18 protein-coding genes are annotated in these 17,084 nt (G+C 70.0%); 6 read left to right on the top strand and 12 right to left on the bottom strand.

What is annotated here, in order from left to right; genetic code table 11:
* Window positions 1-351: 351 nt before the first annotated feature.
* The 4 genes from EES42_RS37620 to EES42_RS37605 form a co-directional block, all read right to left on the bottom strand.
* Entirely contained in the window at window positions 352-606 is a 255-nt protein-coding gene (locus EES42_RS37620) for a DUF4229 domain-containing protein (protein WP_124722707.1), read from the bottom strand.
* 151 nt (window positions 607-757) lie between these two features.
* Complete coding sequence (locus EES42_RS37615; RefSeq protein WP_124722706.1) at window positions 758-1,285, bottom strand: GNAT family N-acetyltransferase; 528 nt, start codon at window positions 1,283-1,285, stop codon at window positions 758-760.
* Window positions 1,286-1,389: 104 nt separating this feature from the next.
* Window positions 1,390-2,553, bottom strand: a complete 1,164-nt coding sequence (gene mqnE / locus EES42_RS37610; RefSeq protein ID WP_124722705.1) for an aminofutalosine synthase MqnE — start codon at window positions 2,551-2,553, stop codon at window positions 1,390-1,392.
* Window positions 2,554-2,648: 95 nt separating this feature from the next.
* Entirely contained in the window at window positions 2,649-3,104 is a 456-nt protein-coding gene (locus tag EES42_RS37605) for an Lrp/AsnC family transcriptional regulator (protein ID WP_093540069.1), read from the bottom strand.
* 132 nt (window positions 3,105-3,236) lie between these two features.
* Here EES42_RS37605 and EES42_RS47440 point away from each other — a divergent pair, with 132 nt between their 5' ends.
* Window positions 3,237-3,371 (top strand): hypothetical protein, encoded by a 135-nt coding sequence (locus EES42_RS47440; protein ID WP_256260259.1) that lies wholly within the window; start codon window positions 3,237-3,239, stop codon window positions 3,369-3,371.
* Window positions 3,372-3,379: 8 nt separating this feature from the next.
* On the opposite strand, the gene EES42_RS37600 is transcribed toward EES42_RS47440, so the two are convergent.
* Entirely contained in the window at window positions 3,380-4,072 is a 693-nt protein-coding gene (locus EES42_RS37600) for a UbiX family flavin prenyltransferase (protein ID WP_124722704.1), read from the bottom strand.
* Window positions 4,073-4,202: 130 nt separating this feature from the next.
* On the opposite strand from EES42_RS37600, the gene EES42_RS37595 reads away from it, so the two are divergent.
* Window positions 4,203-4,829 carry a rhomboid family intramembrane serine protease gene (locus EES42_RS37595; protein WP_124722703.1) on the top strand — a complete coding sequence of 209 codons (627 nt, stop codon included), beginning with the start codon at window positions 4,203-4,205 and terminating at the stop codon, window positions 4,827-4,829.
* Between the two features lie 27 nt (window positions 4,830-4,856).
* Here EES42_RS37595 and EES42_RS37590 read toward each other — a convergent pair whose 3' ends face one another.
* The 3 genes from EES42_RS37590 to EES42_RS37580 form a co-directional block, all read right to left on the bottom strand.
* Entirely contained in the window at window positions 4,857-5,510 is a 654-nt protein-coding gene (locus EES42_RS37590; RefSeq protein WP_124722702.1) for a DUF4232 domain-containing protein, read from the bottom strand.
* Window positions 5,511-5,697: 187 nt separating this feature from the next.
* Window positions 5,698-6,615 carry a menaquinone biosynthesis prenyltransferase MqnP gene (gene mqnP, locus EES42_RS37585; protein ID WP_124722701.1) on the bottom strand — a complete coding sequence of 306 codons (918 nt, stop codon included), beginning with the start codon at window positions 6,613-6,615 and terminating at the stop codon, window positions 5,698-5,700.
* Window positions 6,612-8,069, bottom strand: a complete 1,458-nt coding sequence (locus EES42_RS37580; protein ID WP_124722700.1) for a menaquinone biosynthesis decarboxylase — start codon at window positions 8,067-8,069, stop codon at window positions 6,612-6,614. Before EES42_RS37580 ends, mqnP begins: the two co-directional genes overlap by 4 nt.
* A 167-nt stretch (window positions 8,070-8,236) precedes the next feature.
* Here EES42_RS37580 and EES42_RS37575 point away from each other — a divergent pair, with 167 nt between their 5' ends.
* The 4 genes from EES42_RS37575 to EES42_RS37560 all read left to right on the top strand — a co-directional run bounded on the left by EES42_RS37575 (window position 8,237) and on the right by EES42_RS37560 (window position 12,870).
* A complete protein-coding gene (locus EES42_RS37575) occupies window positions 8,237-8,632 on the top strand; it encodes a PLD nuclease N-terminal domain-containing protein (protein WP_124722699.1) in 396 nt (131 codons plus the stop codon).
* A 27-nt stretch (window positions 8,633-8,659) separates the two neighbouring features.
* Complete coding sequence (locus EES42_RS37570) at window positions 8,660-9,088, top strand: nucleoside deaminase (protein WP_124723003.1); 429 nt, start codon at window positions 8,660-8,662, stop codon at window positions 9,086-9,088.
* Between the two features lie 118 nt (window positions 9,089-9,206).
* Window positions 9,207-11,315: a hypothetical protein gene (locus EES42_RS37565; protein WP_124722698.1), complete on the top strand. Its 2,109-nt coding sequence runs from the start codon at window positions 9,207-9,209 to the stop codon at window positions 11,313-11,315.
* Window positions 11,308-12,870 carry a type 1 periplasmic-binding domain-containing protein gene (locus tag EES42_RS37560; RefSeq protein WP_124722697.1) on the top strand — a complete coding sequence of 521 codons (1,563 nt, stop codon included), beginning with the start codon at window positions 11,308-11,310 and terminating at the stop codon, window positions 12,868-12,870. Before EES42_RS37565 ends, EES42_RS37560 begins: the two co-directional genes overlap by 8 nt.
* Before the next feature lie 4 nt (window positions 12,871-12,874).
* On the opposite strand, the gene EES42_RS37555 is transcribed toward EES42_RS37560, so the two are convergent.
* Genes EES42_RS37555 through EES42_RS37540 form a run of 4 tightly spaced genes read right to left on the bottom strand, consistent with a single transcriptional unit; the run spans window position 12,875 to window position 17,044 of the window.
* Window positions 12,875-13,402, bottom strand: coding sequence for an SRPBCC domain-containing protein (locus EES42_RS37555; protein WP_124722696.1), 528 nt, complete (start codon window positions 13,400-13,402; stop codon window positions 12,875-12,877).
* 50 nt (window positions 13,403-13,452) lie between these two features.
* Window positions 13,453-14,541, bottom strand: coding sequence for a c-type cytochrome biogenesis protein CcsB (gene ccsB / locus EES42_RS37550; RefSeq protein WP_124722695.1), 1,089 nt, complete (start codon window positions 14,539-14,541; stop codon window positions 13,453-13,455).
* Window positions 14,538-16,316: a cytochrome c biogenesis protein ResB gene (locus EES42_RS37545; RefSeq protein ID WP_124722694.1), complete on the bottom strand. Its 1,779-nt coding sequence runs from the start codon at window positions 16,314-16,316 to the stop codon at window positions 14,538-14,540. Before EES42_RS37545 ends, ccsB begins: the two co-directional genes overlap by 4 nt.
* 5 nt (window positions 16,317-16,321) lie before the next feature.
* A complete protein-coding gene (locus tag EES42_RS37540; RefSeq protein WP_124723002.1) occupies window positions 16,322-17,044 on the bottom strand; it encodes a cytochrome c biogenesis CcdA family protein in 723 nt (240 codons plus the stop codon).
* Window positions 17,045-17,084 lie beyond the last annotated feature (40 nt).

Genomic DNA, 17,084 nt, shown 5'->3' with positions numbered 1-17,084 from the left:
GGCGGCGCCGCTGCATGGTGCCGGTTCAGACGTTGCGGCAACAGACCGCGGACATACAGCGGCAGAGATCGACATGCAGGCGCTCCACGAGCGGGACGCTCGCGGCGAATCGATGGCGCACTGCTGTCTTCATGTCGAACACGTTAACACTTGAACTTTGAGAACCTCAAAGCTCTTCTTTGACCCCGACCGCCCGCCGCCACCGCCGCCAGCGCGCCCCGGACCTCTGCGGGAACGACAAAACCCCAGTACAGGAGCAGGCGCTCCGGCGCTGGGGTTTCGAGTGAAAAAGTACGGGTGTGAGGAAGCTTACGTAGTCCTTACGCGGCCCTCACGCCGTCGCCACCTTCATCACGGGGTGACGTGGTCCTCGCGGGTCCGGTTCGCCTCAAGGCGCCCCTTGGCGCGGTCGACCGTGGACACGATCTGCTCGGACATCTCGTCGCGCTGCTTGCGCAGCAGCACGTAGCTGAGCGGCGCGGACAGGACCAGGGCGAGCAGAATCACCCAGACGAGATTCGAGCCGTTCGTCCCGGAGGGCAGCAGGCCGAAGTGCACGGCTACGGCGGCGACGGCGAAGCAGCCGACGAAGATACTGAGGCGCATCGCGGTGTACCGAATTGTCGCGCTCGGCTTGGCAGCGGACACAGTTGGCCTCTCTCTCAACGTATGACGGTCCTTCGATCCTGCCCGACCAGTGAAGCATGCCCCGGAATCGATCAGTTCGCAGGGCTCCACCAAAGGGGTGCGCAGCCTCTCAGCACCCGAGCGGCAGCAGCATGATGATGTCGTCGCGGTCGTCCCCGTCGGCCACCCGGATCGCGTCCGGCACCCGTCCGACCTCCTTGTATCCGCAGGAGGCGTAGAACCGGTCGACGCCGGTGCCGCCGCGGCAGGTGAGCCGGACGGCCTCGATCCCGTCAATCCCGCGGGCCGCCCGCTCCGCGGCGTCCATCAGATCGCGCCCGTAGCCCTTGCCCTGGTGACGGGGGTGGACCATCACCGTGTAGAGCCAGAGCCAGTGGCGCATCAGCCGGTGGGTGTTGAGGGCGAGGAAGACCGTGGCGGCGACGGCGCCGTCCTCGTCGCGGCCGATCAGCAGGCGGGTGTGACCCTCGGCCATGGCACCCAGATGCTTGGCCAGTTCGGGCCGGATGTCGTCGGCCGTGACGGGCGGTACGAAGCCGACCGCGCCGCCCGCTTCGGAGACATCGGTCCACAGCTCGGTGATGCCGTCCCGCAGCGTGCCGTCGACCTCGGGATCCAACTCGAATGTAAGCGCCATAAGCGCAGACTAACCATTACCGAACCGCCGCCTCAAACCATGTCCAGAACGCGAGAAAGCCCCGGCCGGCGGCCGGGGCTCCCGTACTTCCGGAGGTTCGCGAGTCAGACGCGCATCGGCTGCGGCGACTCGCGCCGCCCGGCGTCCGGGCCCGGGTACTCGCGGATGATCTCGTACCGGGTGTTGCGCTCGACGGGACGGAAGCCCGCGTCGCGGATCAGGTCCAGCAGGTCCTCGCGGCCGAGCTTGTTCGGCGTGCCGTAGTTGTCCGCGTCGTGCGTGATCTTGTACTCGACGACCGATCCGTCCATGTCGTCCGCACCGTGCTGCAGCGCCAGCTGGGCGGTCTGCACCCCGTGCATCACCCAGAAGACCTTGACGTGCGGGACGTTGTCGAAGAGCAGCCGGGAGACCGCGAAGGTCTTCAGCGCCTCGGCGCCGGTCGCCATCGTCGTGCGCGCCTGGAGCTTGTTGCGGACCTTGCCGTCCTTCATGTCCACGAAGTCGTGCTGGTAGCGCAGCGGGATGAAGACCTGGAAGCCGCCGGTCTCGTCCTGGAGCTCACGCAGCCGCAGCACGTGGTCGACGCGGTGCCGGGGCTCCTCGATGTGCCCGTACAGCATGGTCGCCGGGGTCTTGAGCCCCTTCTCGTGCGCCAGGCGGTGGATCCGCGACCAGTCCTCCCAGTGGGTGGCGTGGTCCACGATGTGCTGACGGACCTCCCAGTCGAAGATCTCCGCGCCGCCGCCGGTCAGCGACTCCAGGCCGGCCTCGATCAGCTCGTCGAGGATCTCGGAGGCGGAGAGCCCGGAGATGGTCTCGAAGTGGTGGATCTCGGTGGCGGTGAACGCCTTGAGGGAGACCTGCGGCAGGGCTTCCTTCAGCGCGCTCAGCGAGCGCGGGTAGTAACGCCACGGCAGGGTGGGGTGCAGCCCGTTGACGATGTGCAGCTCGGTGAGGTTCTCGCCCTCCATCGCCTTCGCGAGGCGGACGGCCTCCTCGATGCGCATGGTGTACGCGTCCTTCTCGCCCGGCTTGCGCTGGAACGAGCAGTACGCACACGACGCGGTGCACACGTTCGTCATGTTGAGGTGCCGGTTGACGTTGAAGTGCACGACGTCGCCGTTCAGCTGCGTCCGCACCTCGTGGGCGAGACCGCCGAGCCAGGCCAGGTCGTCCGACTCGTAGAGGGCGATGCCGTCCTCACGGGTCAGCCGCTCTCCTGCGCGGACCTTCTCCTCCAGCTCGCGCTTGAGCCCGACGTCCATGCGGCTGCCTCCCAGTTGTCGAAGTGCTGTGCGTTTCCCGGACGGTTGATACCGGGTGAAACCCCCGGTCCCCCGGGGGCTCCACCACGTTACGCCTACGACTCCTCGGGAAGTTCCCCGACCCGGTTCTCCCACTTGGTGGAGAGCACGATCGTGGTCCGGGTGCGCGAGACGCCCCGCGTGCCGCTGAGCCGGCGGATGGTCTTCTCCAGACCGTCCACGTCACCGACGCGCACCTTGAGCATGTACGAGTCGTCGCCCGCGATGAACCAGGCGTCCTCGATCTCCGCGAGGTCCTTCAGCCGACGCGCCACGTCCTCGTGGTCGGCCGCGTCGGAGAGCGAGATGCCGATCAGGGCCGTGACCCCGAGCCCGAGGGAGGCGGCGTCGACGGTGGCGCGGTAGCCGGTGATGACACCGGCGGTTTCCAGCCGGTTGATGCGGTCGGTGACGCTGGGCCCGGAGAGCCCGACGAGCCGTCCCAGCTCGGCGTACGAGGCCCTGCCGTTCTCTCTGAGGGCCTGGATGAGCTGCCTGTCCACCGCGTCCATGTGACTGAAACCTTCCATTGTTCAGCAGTATCGCGAGTCTATGTGTAGAATCTAAGGCATGCAGGCTTCACCGCCTGCAAATCTTTCAGAACATCCAAAAAATGCTTTCGAATCTTCAGGAGTGAAAACACCGTGTACACGATCGAGATGGCCTACGCCCGAATGCGCGAGCTGCAGGACCTGGCCAACCGCTCGCGTGCCCACCAGCCCGCCGCCGCGCACCGGGTCGACCGGACCCGTAAGCCGCGCGCCATGAAGAAGCGCTGACCAGAGGCTCAGCCACGGGAGTCGCGGGAGCCGCCACCGAGCTCTCCCTCCCACCGGCGGTACAGGTCGTGCGGCACCCCCGCCGCGTCCAGTACCCGCCCGGCGACGAAGTCCACCAGATCCTGGATGTGCGTCGCCCCCGCGTAGAACGCCGGAGAGGCGGGCAGCACCACGGCGCCCGCCTCGTCCAGGCTCACCAGATGCTTCAGCGTCTGACCGTTCAGCGGAGTCTCCCGCACCGCGACGACCAGCTTCCGCCGCTCCTTGAGCGTCACGCTCGCGGCCCGCTGGAGCAGATCCTTCGAGAGCCCGAGCGCCACTCCGGCCACACAGGCCGTCGAGGCCGGGACGATCAGCATCCCCTTCGCCGGGTACGAACCCGAGGACGGTCCCGCCGCGAGATCACCGGCCGCCCAGTGCCGTACGTCCTCGACGTCCACATCGAAGGTGTGCGGCTTCCCGTCCGCCCCGCGCGCCAGCCAGCCGCGCAGGTCCTCCTGCCAGTGCGCGTCGCGGAACGCGATCCCGGTCTCGTCCAGCAGGGTCAGCCGCGAGGCCCGGCTCACCACCAGATCGACGCTCTCCCCGGCGGCCAGCAGACCGCGCAGTACGGCGGCGGCGAAAGGGGTGCCCGAAGCGCCTGAAACCCCGACAATCCAAGGCTGTCGCTGGTGCTGACTTACTGAAGTCCCGGAATCCACATACCCGAGCCTATCCGGCAGTACGAAACCGGAACCGAGTAAGGTGCCCCGGTCGTTCCAGGGTCGGGAGCAGGGGCGACCGGGAACGTCAGGGGATACCAGGGGACACCAGGGGGGCACGATGGCCTTGATGCCGGACCGATCCGCACCGGCGTGGGGTGCGGGCGGGCGCGCGAGGACCGCGGCCGAGCTGATGCTGGGCTGGGTGGCCTTCCTCTGGCTGCTCGAAATCGTCGACGCCTCGACCGGTCACTCGCTGGACGGCTTCGGGATAGAGCCCCGCCGGGCCGCCGAGCTGCTGGACGTCGTGCCCGCGTCCTTCATCCACTTCGGCTTCGGCCACGTCGCCTCCAACAGCGTGCCGCTGCTGGTCTTCGGCTTCCTCGCCGCGCTCAGCGGAATCCGCAGATTCGCCGCCGTGGCCGCGATGATCATCGTGGTCGACGGGCTCGGCGTCTGGCTGGTCTCGCCGAGCGGCTCCAACACGGCGGGCGCGTCGGGGCTGGTCTTCGGCCTCTTCGGCTATCTGCTCGTCCGGGGCTTCGTGGACCGCCGAATGCTCGACGTCGGCGCCGGACTGCTGATCGGCGCGATATGGGGCTCATCGATCCTGGTGGGGATCTCCCCCGCCAACACCTCGGTCAGCTGGCAGGGGCACCTCTTCGGGCTGGCGGCGGGTGTGGCGGCGGCGTTCGTCTTCCGCCGCCCCGCGCACGGCCGGAGCACGGTGGCGCCGGCTCGGCCGCTCATACCGTAGAGCGCGGACGGAGCCGGTGTGTCCGGGTCAGCCCTCGCCCTGGCCGGCGCTGCCCATCGGGCCGACCTTCACCTGGGAACCGGAACCGTCCGTGACGGGCAGCGACGCGGCGCCCGGCCAGTCGAGGGTGACCGACTTCGTCTCGTCCGGCGGAGTCACCACCAGCCCCGTGACACGGACACCGGAACCACCCGAATCGTTGACCGGGTAGCTGATACCGAAGTACACCGACTTCCCGTCCTTCAACGTCATCGGCGTCGACTTCTCACCCGTACGCACCGCCGACAACGACCCCGCGCTCGTCTTCAGATCGACACCCGCGTACCCCGAGAGCAGACAGTCCCGGCCCCCGCCGTTCTTCAGCTCCACCGCCACCGTCCCCTCGGTGTCACCACCGACGGTGCTGTCCGACGCCGTGATCTCCAGCTCGTCGGTACGGCACTTGCCGACCCTGCCGTTCACATCGGACCCGCTCCCGGCAGCCGCACCCTGCCCACCGGAGCCCTTCCCGTCGGAGCCCTGCTCCGCACCGCCCGAACCCGAACCACCGCTCGCGGAAGCCGCACCGGACGCGGACGGCGGGGCACCCTGCCCCAGATCGTCCTCGCCGTTCTGACAGGCCGTGAGCGAAAGACCTGCGGCGACGGCCAGGGCAGCGAAGGTGAGCTTGCGTACACGCATCAATTCGTCCTCAGGATCGGTGAAAGCTGACGGCCACTCAGTACAGGTATGTACGAGCGAGCGTTTCTGATCACCAAGAGCCACCCGGCCGGACGACGCGTTCCGCCCGGCCACCTCCTAATACACCCCTAAGACATCCCTGTTACACACGCCGCCGAGCGCGCCGCCGGACACGCCCGGGACCGGCTCAGACCGTCAGGCCCCGCACCAGCAGATCCAGCAGCGCGCAGGCGAAGAGCGCGATCCCGATGAACCCGTTGACCGAGAAGAACGCCCGGTTCAGCCGGGACAGATCGTGCGGCCGCACCACCCGGTGCTCGTACACGAACGCGACGGCGACGATCGCCATGCCGATCCAGTAGAAGAGCCCGGCCCCGGTGGCCAGCCCGAACCAGACCAGCAGCCCGGTCGTCACCGCGTGGCAGACCCGGGCGCCCCACAGCGCGGCCGGAATACCGAACCGGGCCGGCACCGAACGCACCCCGTGCGCCCGGTCCGCCTGGACGTCCTGGCAGCCGAAGATCAGGTCGAAGCCACCGATCCAGATCCCGACCGCGAGACCGAGGATCACCGCCTCCCACGACCAGCTGCCGGTCACCGCCAGCCAGGCACCGATCGGCCCTATGGCCTGCGCGAGACCGAGGATGGCGTGCGGGTAGTGGGTGAACCGCTTGCCGTACGGATAGACCACCATCGGCACGACGGCGACCGGCGCGAGCGCCAGGCAGAGCGGGTTCAGCAGCGCGGCCGCGCCGAGGAAGGCGACGACGGCGACGAGCGCCCCCGTCCACGCCGACTTCACCGTGACCGCCCCGGTGACCAGCTCCCGGCTCGCGGTGCGCGGGTTCCGGGCGTCGATCTCCCGGTCGATGATCCGGTTGCAGGCCATCGCGAAAGTCCGCAGCCCCACCATCGCGACGGTGACGAGCAGCAGCGTGACCCAGTCGATGGACCCGTCCGCCCGGAACATCGCGGTCAGGGCGGCGATGTACGCGAAGGGCAGCGCGAAGACCGAGTGCTCGATCATCACGAGCCGCAGGAACGCCTTGACCTTGCTGTTCGGTTGTACGGGCCCTGAGCCCAGTGCTGCTTCGGCGGCGCTCACAGTCCGTATTCCTTCCACCGGCGGTCGACCTTCGCCGCCGTCCCGGGGTCGGACTCGACCATGTCCGGCCAGCCCCCGTCCCGGGTGTAGCCCTCCTCGGGCCACTTCTTCGTCGCGTCGATGCCCGCCTTGCCGCCCCAGAACTGCTGGTAGGAGGCGTGGTCGAGATGGTCGACCGGCCCCTCGGTGACGGTCAGGTCCCGCGCGTAGTCCGTGTTGCCGAGCGCCCGCCAGGCCACCTCGTGCAGATCGTGGACGTCGCAGTCGGAGTCCACGACCACGATCAGCTTGGTCAGCGACATCATGTGCGCGCCCCAGATGGCGCTCATCACCTTCTGGGCGTGCTTCGGGTACTTCTTGTCGATCGAGACGATCGCACAATTGTGGAAGCCGCCCGCCTCGGGCAGGTGGTAGTCCACGATGTCCGGCACGATGATCTTGAGGAGCGGCAGGAAGAACCGCTCGGTGGCCCGCCCCAGCGGCCCGTCCTCGGTCGGCGGCCGGCCCACCACGATCGACTGGAGCAGCGGACGCTTCCGCATGGTCACGCAGTCGATGGTCAGCGCGGGGAACGGTTCCTGCGGCGTGTAGAAGCCGGTGTGGTCGCCGAACGGCCCCTCGGGAAGCATCTCCCCGGGCTCCAGCCAGCCCTCGATGACGACCTCGGCCTGGGCCGGGACCTGGAGCGGCACGGTCTTGCAGTCGACCATCTCGATCCGCTTGCCCTGGATGAACCCGGCGAAGAGGTACTCGTCGATGTCCCCCGGCAGCGGCGCGGTGGAGGCGTACGTCACCGCGGGCGGCGCGCCGAACGCGATGGCGACCGGCAGCCGCTCGCCCCGCTTGGCGGCGACCTGGTAGTGGTTGCGGCTGTCCTTGTGGATCTGCCAGTGCATCCCGATGGTGCGGCGGTCGTGGCGCTGGAGCCGGTACAGCCCCAGGTTCCGTACGCCGGTCTCCGGGTGCTTGGTGTGGGTGAGCCCCAGGTTGAAGAAGGAGCCGCCGTCCTCGGGCCAGGTGAAGAGCGCGGGCAGCCGGTCCAGGTCCACGTCGTCGCCGGTGAGCACGACCTCCTGCACCGGGGCGCTCTCCTGCTTCACCTTCTTCGGCGGCACGTGCACCATCGAGCCGAGCTTCCCGAAGGCCTCCCGCACCCCGACGAAGCCGTGCGGCAGCTCCGGCTTGAGCAGCCCGCCGATCTTGTCGCTGATGTCGGCGTACGACTTGAGGCCGAGCGCCTTGAGCAGCCGCTTGTCGGTGCCGAAGACGTTCATGGCCAGGGGCATCGAGGACCCCTTGACGTTCTCGAAGAGCAGCGCGGGGCCGCCCGCCTTGTTCACCCGGTCGACGATCTCGCCGACCTCCAGGTAGGGGTCGACCTCGGCCTTGATGCGCTTGAGCTCGCCCTCGCGCTCCAGGGCCCGGAGGAGGGAACGAAGATCGTCGTAAGCCATGCCGTCCAGTTTGTCATCCCCGCCCGGCTCGGCCGCCGGGGCTCCCCCACCCCGGCCGTCGCCGGTCACCCCCGCTCGCCGTGGTATGCGGCGGATACCGGATACCCTGGGCCCGTCACCGGGGCGGGACAAGCCCCGCCAACTCTCCGCAGGGGGACCTTTTCATCATGTTCCGGGCCCTGATCTATCTCCTGCCTCTGGCGCTGACGATCTACGCGTTCATCGACTGCCTGAACACCCCCGAGGACGAGGCCAAGCACCTGCCGAAGATCGCCTGGGTCTTCATCATCCTGCTGTTCTGGATCGTCGGCCCGATCGTCTGGCTCGCCGCGGGCAAGATGCGCCACGCGCCCGCCGGGGGCCGTACGCCGTCCGAATGGCACCGCAGCCACCGCTCGCAGTGGGTGGCGCCGGACGACAATCCGGAGTTCCTGAACGCGCTGAGGGACGAGAACAAGAAGGACGAGTCGCTCCTCAAGGACTGGGAGGCGGACCTGCGCCGCCGCGAGGAGGAGCTGAAGCGCCGCGAGAACGGCGAGAGCCCGAGCGCCTCCGGCGAGTAGCTCCCCACGACCGTGGACGACACGACGATGCTCGCCACCGCCCTCGCCGAGGCCCGCACGGGTCTTGCCGAGGGCGGTGTTCCTGTTGGCGCCGCCCTGTACGGAGCGGACGGCACCCTCCTCGGCCGTGGTCACAATCGCCGTGTCCAGGACGGCGATCCGTCGCTGCACGCCGAGACCGCCGCGTTCCGCGCCGCCGGGCGGCAGCGCTCGTACCGGGGTACGACGATGGTGACGACGCTCTCCCCGTGCTGGTACTGCAGCGGGCTCGTGCGGCAGTTCGGGATCTCGCGGGTGGTGATCGGCGAGGCGCGCACGTTCAGCGGCGGGCACGACTGGCTGGCCCGGCACGGAGTGGAGATCGTGCTGCTCGACAACGCCGAATGCGTCGCGCTCATGCGGGAGTTCGTGCGCGACCGTCCCGACCTCTGGAACGAGGACATCGGCGCCGGCTGATCCCCGGCCGCGCACTCCCCCGGAACGTTCGAAAATCCCCTCCACTCCCCAACACCCGGGCGATACGCTCGTGTTGACGGTGTGACAGATCGGATGGAGCTTCGACGCTGGGGGTGCTGTGGAGAGAGAGCTGTACGGACGCGAGGCGATCTTCGACGACGACGGACTTGCCGCGCGCCTGACCGGCCTCACTCCGTACGGCTCCGTCCGGGTCGGCTACGAGCACCGCGACGATCCGCCGGTCGCCGTGCTGACCGGCGGCCGCGGCATGGGCAAGACGGCCGTCCTCAAGCAACTGCGCCACCTCTACCGGGAGATCACCCCGGTCGCCCTGGTCGACTGCGAGGCCGTCGTGGCCCCCGACGACGCGGGGCCCGCCTGGACCCCGGTCACCGGGGCGCTGCCGGGGCTCGCCACCCAGCTGACGGCGAGGGTGCGGGCCGCCCGTCCGGTGCAGTTTCCCCGGCTGAGCCTCGGGCTGGTGGCGGTCGCCTCCATTTCCTGGACCCGCGAGGACGAGACCCGGGCGCGGCGCGATCTCCAGTCGCTCGGCCCGATGCTGGCGACCGTGGACGGCCGTGGGGACGCGGCGACCGGCTGGGTCACCAAGGTGCTGACGAAGCTGGCCGCCAGCGCCTTCGACTCGGTGGCCCCGATGGCCGGGATGGTCGCGGAGGCCACGGTCGAGACGGTCCTGGAGGAATCGTTCAACCGCTTCCAGCGGCGTTCGGCCGACTGGTACGGAAGCTATCCGCACGCGGGCGGCAACGGCCGGATCGGGCTGCGGCAGCTGGCGGTCGACTTCGAGCGCGGCGGTGATCTGCGCCGCCGGGCCGAGGACCATCTGGTGCTCGCGCTGGCCGCGGACCTGGTCGCGGCGTACGGGGGCCTGGCCTGGGGTGCCCGCCGCGGCCGGCCGGTGCTGCTCGTCGACAACGCGCACACCCCGCTGGGCCGGCAGCTGGTGGAGCCGCTGCTGCGGCAGCGGGCCGCCGGGGTGCTCGACCGGATCGCGGTGTTCGCCTCCTCCCGGGTCCGGGACCACGAGGGGCTGAGCCATGCGGTGCGGCGGCGGCTGCCCGAGGTGGCGCACGGCTCGCACTGGTCCAGGGGCACGGGGGTGACGGCCGGGATCCTGGCCGTGGAGCTGACGCCGCTGGGCCCGGAGCAGGTGCGCTCCGCGTTCGACCGGCACGACCGGGCGGGCCGCATCCCGGCCGGGCTGGCCCGCGGGGTGCACCGGCTGACGGGCGGGCGTCCGCTGGCGGTGGAGCTGCTGGCGCTGGCGGCGGGCGAGGCGCCGGAGCCCGCCTCGCTGGTGCCGGGATCACTGCTGGACTGCACGGTGGAGGTGCGCGAGGACCGGGCGCCGGCCCAGGTCGCCGACGAGCTGCTGGCCCGGTTGCTGCCGGGGCCCGGGCAGCGGCTGGAGTTCCTGAGCGTGCTGGCCGCCGCGCACGGCGAGGACTCGGCGCGGCTGCTGGCGGAGAGCCGGCTGGGCCGGGGCTCGCCGGACGGCGATGTGGCGCTGCGGATGAGGGACGTGCTGCGGGCGGACGACTGGCCGGTCGGGCCCGGCCACTTCGTCGCCGATCCGCTGCTGCGCGCGCTGCTGCTGCACCGGCTGCGGTTCCAGGACGGCGACCACCCCTCGTACGCGGTGTGGCAGGCGGTGCACGTCTCGCTGCGCGGGGCGTACGGGCCCGGCGGCCGTCTCCCGAGCGTCCCGCATCTGCTGCACCAGAAGCTGGTGCTGGGCGACGCGGAGGCGTGCGTGGGGCATCTGCGGCTGCGGTTCGAGGAGCCGGACGTACGGGCGTGGCTCGAATCGCTGCGCTTCATCGCCTCGGCACCGTACCCCCGCGTCCGCGGTGGCGCCGGCCCCGATCCGCGGCGCGCGGTCGCGCTCGGCCGGGCGGACAACACGGCGCCCCGGGGGCTCGAACCGTCGGCCGCGGAGCTCCATGTGCTGCTGCGCCGGCTGCTGCACGGCATCTGGCTGCTGTCCGATCCACTGGCCCTGCCGGACGAAGAGGTGATCGACAAGATGGCGCACGAACTGCGGCAACTGTCCGGCAGGCATCCGACCGGCAACAGCGAGCTCTGGGACGCGGCGACGCACTGGCCCCGGGACATCAGGGCCTGGCGTCCGCTGTCCATGCCACCGGGCGGGCCGGGCCCGGACGGCGGCGGGCGGCCGCGCGGGGACGGTGGTCCGGATGCGTAATCCACTGCGCTACCGCCTCTGGTACACGACCCGGCAGAGGGTCGTCACCTCGGTGCTGGCCGGCGCCCTGGTGATCACCTCCGGCTGGTACGGCATCGGCCGGCTGACCGCCCCCGAGGACCGCTCCTGCGCGAAGGGCGTCGAGCGGCCGCAGGGCAGCGACGAGTGCGTCGGCGTCTCCGGCGACGGCTACGACTTCGGGCGCTCGAAGCTGACCGAGGTCGCCGCGGCCATCGCCCGGGAGAACGCCTCCCTGAAGTCCGGCCGGTACGCGACGGTCGCGCTGCTGCTGCCGCTGACGTCGACGGACGGGGCGATGCAGACCAAGATGCAGCGGGAGCTGCAGGGCGCGTTCGCCGCGCAGTACCGGGCCAACCACCTCTCCAACGACCAGGTGCCGAAGATCCGGCTGGTGCTCGCCAACACCGGGAAGAACAACCTGCTGTGGCGGCCGACGGTGGACCGGCTGAAGACGATGACCGGGGCCCCGGACAACCTGCGGGCCGTCTCGGGCGTCGCCACCAGCAGTACCCAGGTCAAGTCCGCGGTCAAGGAGCTGACCGCCGCGCACATCGCGGTGGTCGGCTCCACGATCACGGCCGACGACATCGCGAACGGCCCGAAGGGCGATCCGTTCCCCGGCCTGGCCCGGGTCTCGCCGACCAACCGGGACGAGGCCCGCGCCCTGGCCCACTTCGGGCAGGTCAAGGCCGCCAAGGCGCTGCTGGTGCAGGACACCCGCACCGGTGACCACTACACGGACACCCTGCGGGCGGCCTTCACCGAGCTGGTGAAGGGCACCCGGTACCAGCCGGAGCTGTTCACCTCGCGCGGCGACCCCAACGACGAGGGCACCACGGCCAACACCTTCCAGCAGATCACCCACCTGATCTGCGACACGGACGCGGAGACGGTGTTCTTCGCCGGACGCCACGTCCAGCTGCGGCAGTTCATCAACGCGCTCGGGGCCCGGGGCTGCCAGAGCCGCGCGTTCACGATCCTGACCGGCGACGAGGGCTCGTACCTCGGCAACGACAAGAAGCTCGACCGGAGCGCGCTGCGCCGGAAGGTGACCGTCCGCTACGCCTCGCTGGCGCACCCGGACACCTGGGGGGCCGAGAAGGGGGGCGAGAAGGCGACGGGCGGTTCCGCGGCGGACTACCGGGACTTCCTGGAGCTGCTGGCCACGGTGTCGAAGGCGCCGGCCGGCCCGATCGGCCCGACGGACCACCAGGCCCTGACCGACGGCCAGGTCATCGTCGCGCACGACGCGATGGCGCTGGCGGTGCACGCCGTCCGGCAGGCGACCGGGCAGGACAGCCGGCTGCCGCAGCTGGCGGACGTGGGCGAGCAGTGGCCGCGGGTGAAGAGTTCGCTGAAGGTGTCGGGGGCCGGCGGCTGGATCTGCCTGGACAACCACGGCAACCCGTACAACAAGGCGGTTCCGGTGGTGGAGCTGGCGCCCGAGGACGCCCGTCAGCGGTTCGTGGCGATCGCCTGGCCGGAGGGCCTGCCGCCGGACCCGAAGTGCCTGCCGCCGGCCTCGGCGCCGTGACCGGTCAGCGCTGGGCCGCCGCGTACTGCTCACGCAGCCCGGCCCACCGGAGCGGGGTCCACTTCGACCAGTCGGCGGGGTATCCGTCGAGCGCGTCCACCAGGTAGCGGAAGTGGTCGTGCCAGCCGGCCAGGCAGTCCAGGCGCAGTCCGTCGTCGCCCCGGAACTCGTTGGTGAACCTCAGCAGCACATGGTCGCCGCGCGGTGGCTCCAGATGGAAGCGGATGCGGCCGTGGAGCCCTTCCAGGGTGTACTCGGCGACCCGCTCGACGTCCCAGGCGGTGACGGTGCCGGAGGCGGCCGTGGCCTGCCCGTCCTGGCCGGTGTTGAGCCAGCGCAGCGTGATCGCCCCGCCCATCCGCGGCTCGAAGGGATCGGCGGCGGCGAGCCAGCCGCGCAGCCCCGCTGAACTGGCAACGGCTGCCCACACCCGTGGCACGGGGTGGGGCAGCCGTAGCGTGAACCTCAAGATGTGCAGGTCACCGCGGGTCTCGCTGATGCCGGGCTCGATGACGTCGGTCGCATCGGTCATGGTTCCAGCGTGGCCCTGTGGTGCGGGATCCGCACCCGTACGGGACCGGGTCAGACGCCGGCGTAGGAGTGCTTGCCGGTGACGAAGATGTTCACGCCGTAGTAGTTGAAGAGCCAGCAGCCGAAGGCGATCAGCGCCAGGTAGGCGGCCTTGCGGCCCTTCCAGCCGGCGGTGGCGCGGGCGTGCAGGTAGCAGGCGTACGCGACCCAGGTGATGAAGGACCAGACCTCCTTCGGGTCCCAGCCCCAGTAGCGGCCCCAGGCGTCGCCCGCCCAGATGGCGCCCGCGATGATCGTGAACGTCCACAGCGGGAAGACGGCCGCGTTGATCCGGTACGAGAACTTGTCGAGCGAGGCGGCCGAGGGCAGCCGGGAGAGCACGGACTGCGCGAACGCACCCGGCTCGCCCCCGTTCGCGAGCTTGTTCTCGTAGCTGTCGCGGAACAGGTACATCAGCGTGCCGACGCCGCCGAGGAAGAACACGGCGCCGCAGATGATGGCGGTGGACACGTGGATCCACAGCCAGTACGAGTGCAGGGCGGGCACCAGCTGGTCGCTGTCGGTGTAGAGCCAGGTGGTCGCGATGCCGAGGTCCAGCAGGACGGTGGTGACCAGGAGCAGCCCCATCCAGCGGACGTTCTTCTTCAGCGCGAGCAGGACCAGGTACGCGCCGACCGCCACCGTGGAGAAGGTGATGGAGAACTCGTACATGTTGCCCCAGGGGGCACGCTGCACGGACATCGCGCGGGCGAGGACCCCGCCGGCCTCGACGAGGAAGGCGAGCACGGTCATGGAGACCGCCATCCGCCCGTAGAGGTCGCCCTTGAACGTGCCGCCGGCCGCGCCGGGCCCGTCCGGCACATCGCGGGTACCGGCCGCCGCGCGCGTGATGATCTTCGGGCGGTCCAGCACGGCGGTGCCGCCGCCCTGCTGCGCGACCTGCACCTTCACCGAGCCGGCGGCGTCCGCGCCCTCGGCGCCGGTCAGCGCGGCGGCGGTGCGGCCGACCTTGCTGCGGCTGCCGAACACCCATTCCGCGATGTAGGCGAAGAAGGCCAGGGTGTAGACGGCCATCGACGAATAGATCAGCACATTGCTGGTGTGCGCCAGGTTCTCGTTGGTTGCGGCGGCGAGATTCACTTCTCAGCCCCTTCGGCAGGTTCTTCGGAGGATTCTTCGACGGAGTCGGAATCGGGTTCGGGGGATGAATCGGGCTCGGCGCCGGGTCCGGCGTCGGCCCTGGGAGGTGCCGATTCGATGAGCGCGACCGCGAGATCGGCCAGCTCCTCGGGAAGCTTCGCGGACTCGCTGCGGCCGAGACCCGCCATTTCGACGACCGTGACGCCGTCCGCGCCGCGCACCGCCCGCACCCAGACCCGGCGCCGCTGGATGAACAGCGAGCCCGCGAGTCCGGCGATCGCGGCGACGGCCCCGGTGAGTGCCCAGCCGCTGGCCGGCTGCTCGCTGATCTGGAAGCTGGCCCACTCCTGGATGCCCTCGAAGGTGATGGAGCCCGCGCCGTCGGGCAGCTTCATCGTCTCGCCGACCAGCAGCCGCTGCTTGAGCTGCTTGCCCTCGGCGTCCTTGAACTCCGTCATCTTGGACTTGTCCAGCTGGTACACGTTCTGTGCCAGCCCGGAGTCGGGGCCGAGGTAGCCCTGGTAGCCGTTGAGTGCCAGGACGGGCATGTCGGCGGCCGGGAACTGCGAGAACATCGTGCCCTTGCCGTTGCCCGCGAAGGTCGGCACGAAGAACGCCTGGAAGCCCAGCTGGGTCTTCTTGCCGTTCTTGTCGCGGTAGCCGTCGAAGACCTTGATCGCACCGGTGGAGGTGACGTTGTTGTCGATGGGCAGCAGCGGCACCGGGCTCCGGTAGACCTCCTTGCCCCTGCCATCCTTGACGGAGACGACCGGCGCGTAGCCGTGCGCGTTGAGGTAGACCTTGGTGCCGTCGATGACGAGGGGCTCGTTGACCCTGATGACGGACTTCTGCGGCTTGCCGTACGCGCCCTTCTCGTACGTCACATGGGCCTCGTAGGTCCTGGGCGTACCTCGCTGGGGGCCGCTGCGCTCGTACGTGCCGGTGAACTTGTCGAGCTTGAAGCTGAACGGGGCGAGCGAGTCGGCGTCGAAGAGCGAACCGGACTTGAAGTCGTCGTACTGGGTGAGCGTGTTGGAGAAGCCATCGCCCTCGACGACCAGCTTGCCGCCCTCGGACTTGAAGAGCTGTCCGAAGGCGAACGCCACCAGCATCACGATCAGGGCGATGTGGAAGACCAGGTTCCCGGCCTCGCGCAGATAGCCCTTCTCCGCGGCGACCGCGTCGCCCGCGGTGTGCGCGCGGTAGCGCCGCTTCCTCATCATCGCGAGCGCGGCCTCGCGGACCTGCTCGGGCTCGGCCCCGGTGCGCCAGGTGGTGTACGCGGGCAGCCTGGTCAGGCGCTTGGGGGCGCCCGGCGGCCGGCTGCGCAGCTGGCCGACGAACTGGCCGGTGCGCGGCACGATGCAGCCGATGAGCGAGACGAACAGCAGGATGTAGATCGCGGAGAACCACACCGAGCTGTAGACGTCGAAGAACTGGAGCTTCTCGTAGATCGGCGAGACGGTGGTGTGGGCCTTCTTGAAGGTCTCCACCTTCATCTCGTCCACGCTGTTCTGCGGGATCAGCGAGCCGGGGATGGCGCCGAGCGACAGCAGGAAGAGCAGGATCAGCGCGACCCGCATCGAGGTGAGCTGCCGCCAGAACCACCGGACCCAGCCGATGACGCCCATCGCCGGGAGCCCCGCCGAGCTCTCCTCGCTCGGGGCGGTGGAGAGCCGGGAGCCGGCCGCGCCCAGCTCGCGGGCGTTCTCCCGGTCCAGCTCGTCCCGGGCCTCCCGCTCCGCAGCGGGGGGGTTGGACTTGGTGTTGCTCATGGAACTCAGATCCCCACCGTGAAGCCGTTGGACCAGACCTGCAATTGCTGCATCATCGTGCCCCACGCGCCGGTCAGCAGGAGGAGACCGGTCGCGATCATCATGCCGCCGCCGATGCGCATGACCCATGCGTAGTGCCGCTTGACCCAGCCGAACGCGCCGAGCGCCTTGCGGAAGGCGACGGCGGCGAGCACGAAGGGGAGGCCGAGGCCGAGGCAGTACGCGACGGTCAGTATCGCCCCGCGTCCGGCGGTGCCCTGGTCCACCGCGAGGATGCTCACCGAGCTGAGCGTCGGGCCCAGGCACGGGGTCCAGCCGATCCCGAAGAGGGCGCCCAGCACGGGCGCGCCCGCCAGCCCGGTCACCGGCCTCTTGTGGATACGGAACTCACGCTGAGTCATCCAGGGCATCAGGCCCATGAAGAAGATCCCCATCAGGATCATCAGCCCGCCGAGGATCTTGGTGAGGATCTCGCTGTGTTGCTGGAGGGTCTGGCCGAAGAAGCCGAAGAGCGCGCCGCCGGAGACGAACACGGCGGTGAAGCCGAGCACGAAGAGGGAGGCGCCGGTGACCATGCGCCCCCGCTTGGCCTGCGCCAGGTCCGTGCCGCTGACCCCGGTGACGTAACTGAGGTAACCGGGGACGAGCGGCAGGACGCACGGCGAGAAGAACGAGACGAGTCCGGCGAGTACGGCGAGGGGCAGGGCGACGACCAGGGCCCCGGTCATCACGGTCTCGTTCTGGCCGGCGACGGCGAGGGCGATCACC

This window comes from Streptomyces sp. ADI95-17 (genome assembly GCF_003846175.1).
GTDB lineage: Bacteria > Actinomycetota > Actinomycetes > Streptomycetales > Streptomycetaceae > Streptomyces > Streptomyces sanglieri.
Note: the sequence above shows the minus strand (reverse complement) of the source record. Positions and strands in the feature narration are given on the sequence as shown.

What these genes read in the sequence shown, in the direction of transcription:
- EES42_RS37620 (WP_124722707.1), bottom strand. Translation starts at nt 606, where the DNA reads ATGCGCCTCAGTATCTTCGTCGGCTGCTTCGCCGTCGCCGCCGTAGCC.
- EES42_RS37615 (WP_124722706.1), bottom strand. Translation starts at nt 1,285, where the DNA reads ATGGCGCTTACATTCGAGTTGGATCCCGAGGTCGACGGCACGCTGCGG.
- mqnE (WP_124722705.1), bottom strand. Translation starts at nt 2,553, where the DNA reads ATGGACGTCGGGCTCAAGCGCGAGCTGGAGGAGAAGGTCCGCGCAGGA.
- EES42_RS37605 (WP_093540069.1), bottom strand. Translation starts at nt 3,104, where the DNA reads ATGGACGCGGTGGACAGGCAGCTCATCCAGGCCCTCAGAGAGAACGGC.
- EES42_RS37595 (WP_124722703.1), top strand. Translation starts at nt 4,203, where the DNA reads ATGCCGGACCGATCCGCACCGGCGTGGGGTGCGGGCGGGCGCGCGAGG.
- EES42_RS37590 (WP_124722702.1), bottom strand. Translation starts at nt 5,510, where the DNA reads ATGCGTGTACGCAAGCTCACCTTCGCTGCCCTGGCCGTCGCCGCAGGT.
- EES42_RS37580 (WP_124722700.1), bottom strand. Translation starts at nt 8,069, where the DNA reads ATGGCTTACGACGATCTTCGTTCCCTCCTCCGGGCCCTGGAGCGCGAG.
- EES42_RS37575 (WP_124722699.1), top strand. Translation starts at nt 8,237, where the DNA reads ATGTTCCGGGCCCTGATCTATCTCCTGCCTCTGGCGCTGACGATCTAC.
- EES42_RS37570 (WP_124723003.1), top strand. Translation starts at nt 8,660, where the DNA reads ATGCTCGCCACCGCCCTCGCCGAGGCCCGCACGGGTCTTGCCGAGGGC.
- EES42_RS37560 (WP_124722697.1), top strand. Translation starts at nt 11,308, where the DNA reads ATGCGTAATCCACTGCGCTACCGCCTCTGGTACACGACCCGGCAGAGG.
- EES42_RS37555 (WP_124722696.1), bottom strand. Translation starts at nt 13,402, where the DNA reads ATGACCGATGCGACCGACGTCATCGAGCCCGGCATCAGCGAGACCCGC.
- EES42_RS37545 (WP_124722694.1), bottom strand. Translation starts at nt 16,316, where the DNA reads ATGAGCAACACCAAGTCCAACCCCCCCGCTGCGGAGCGGGAGGCCCGG.
- EES42_RS37540 (WP_124723002.1), bottom strand. Translation starts at nt 17,044, where the DNA reads ATGACCGGGGCCCTGGTCGTCGCCCTGCCCCTCGCCGTACTCGCCGGA.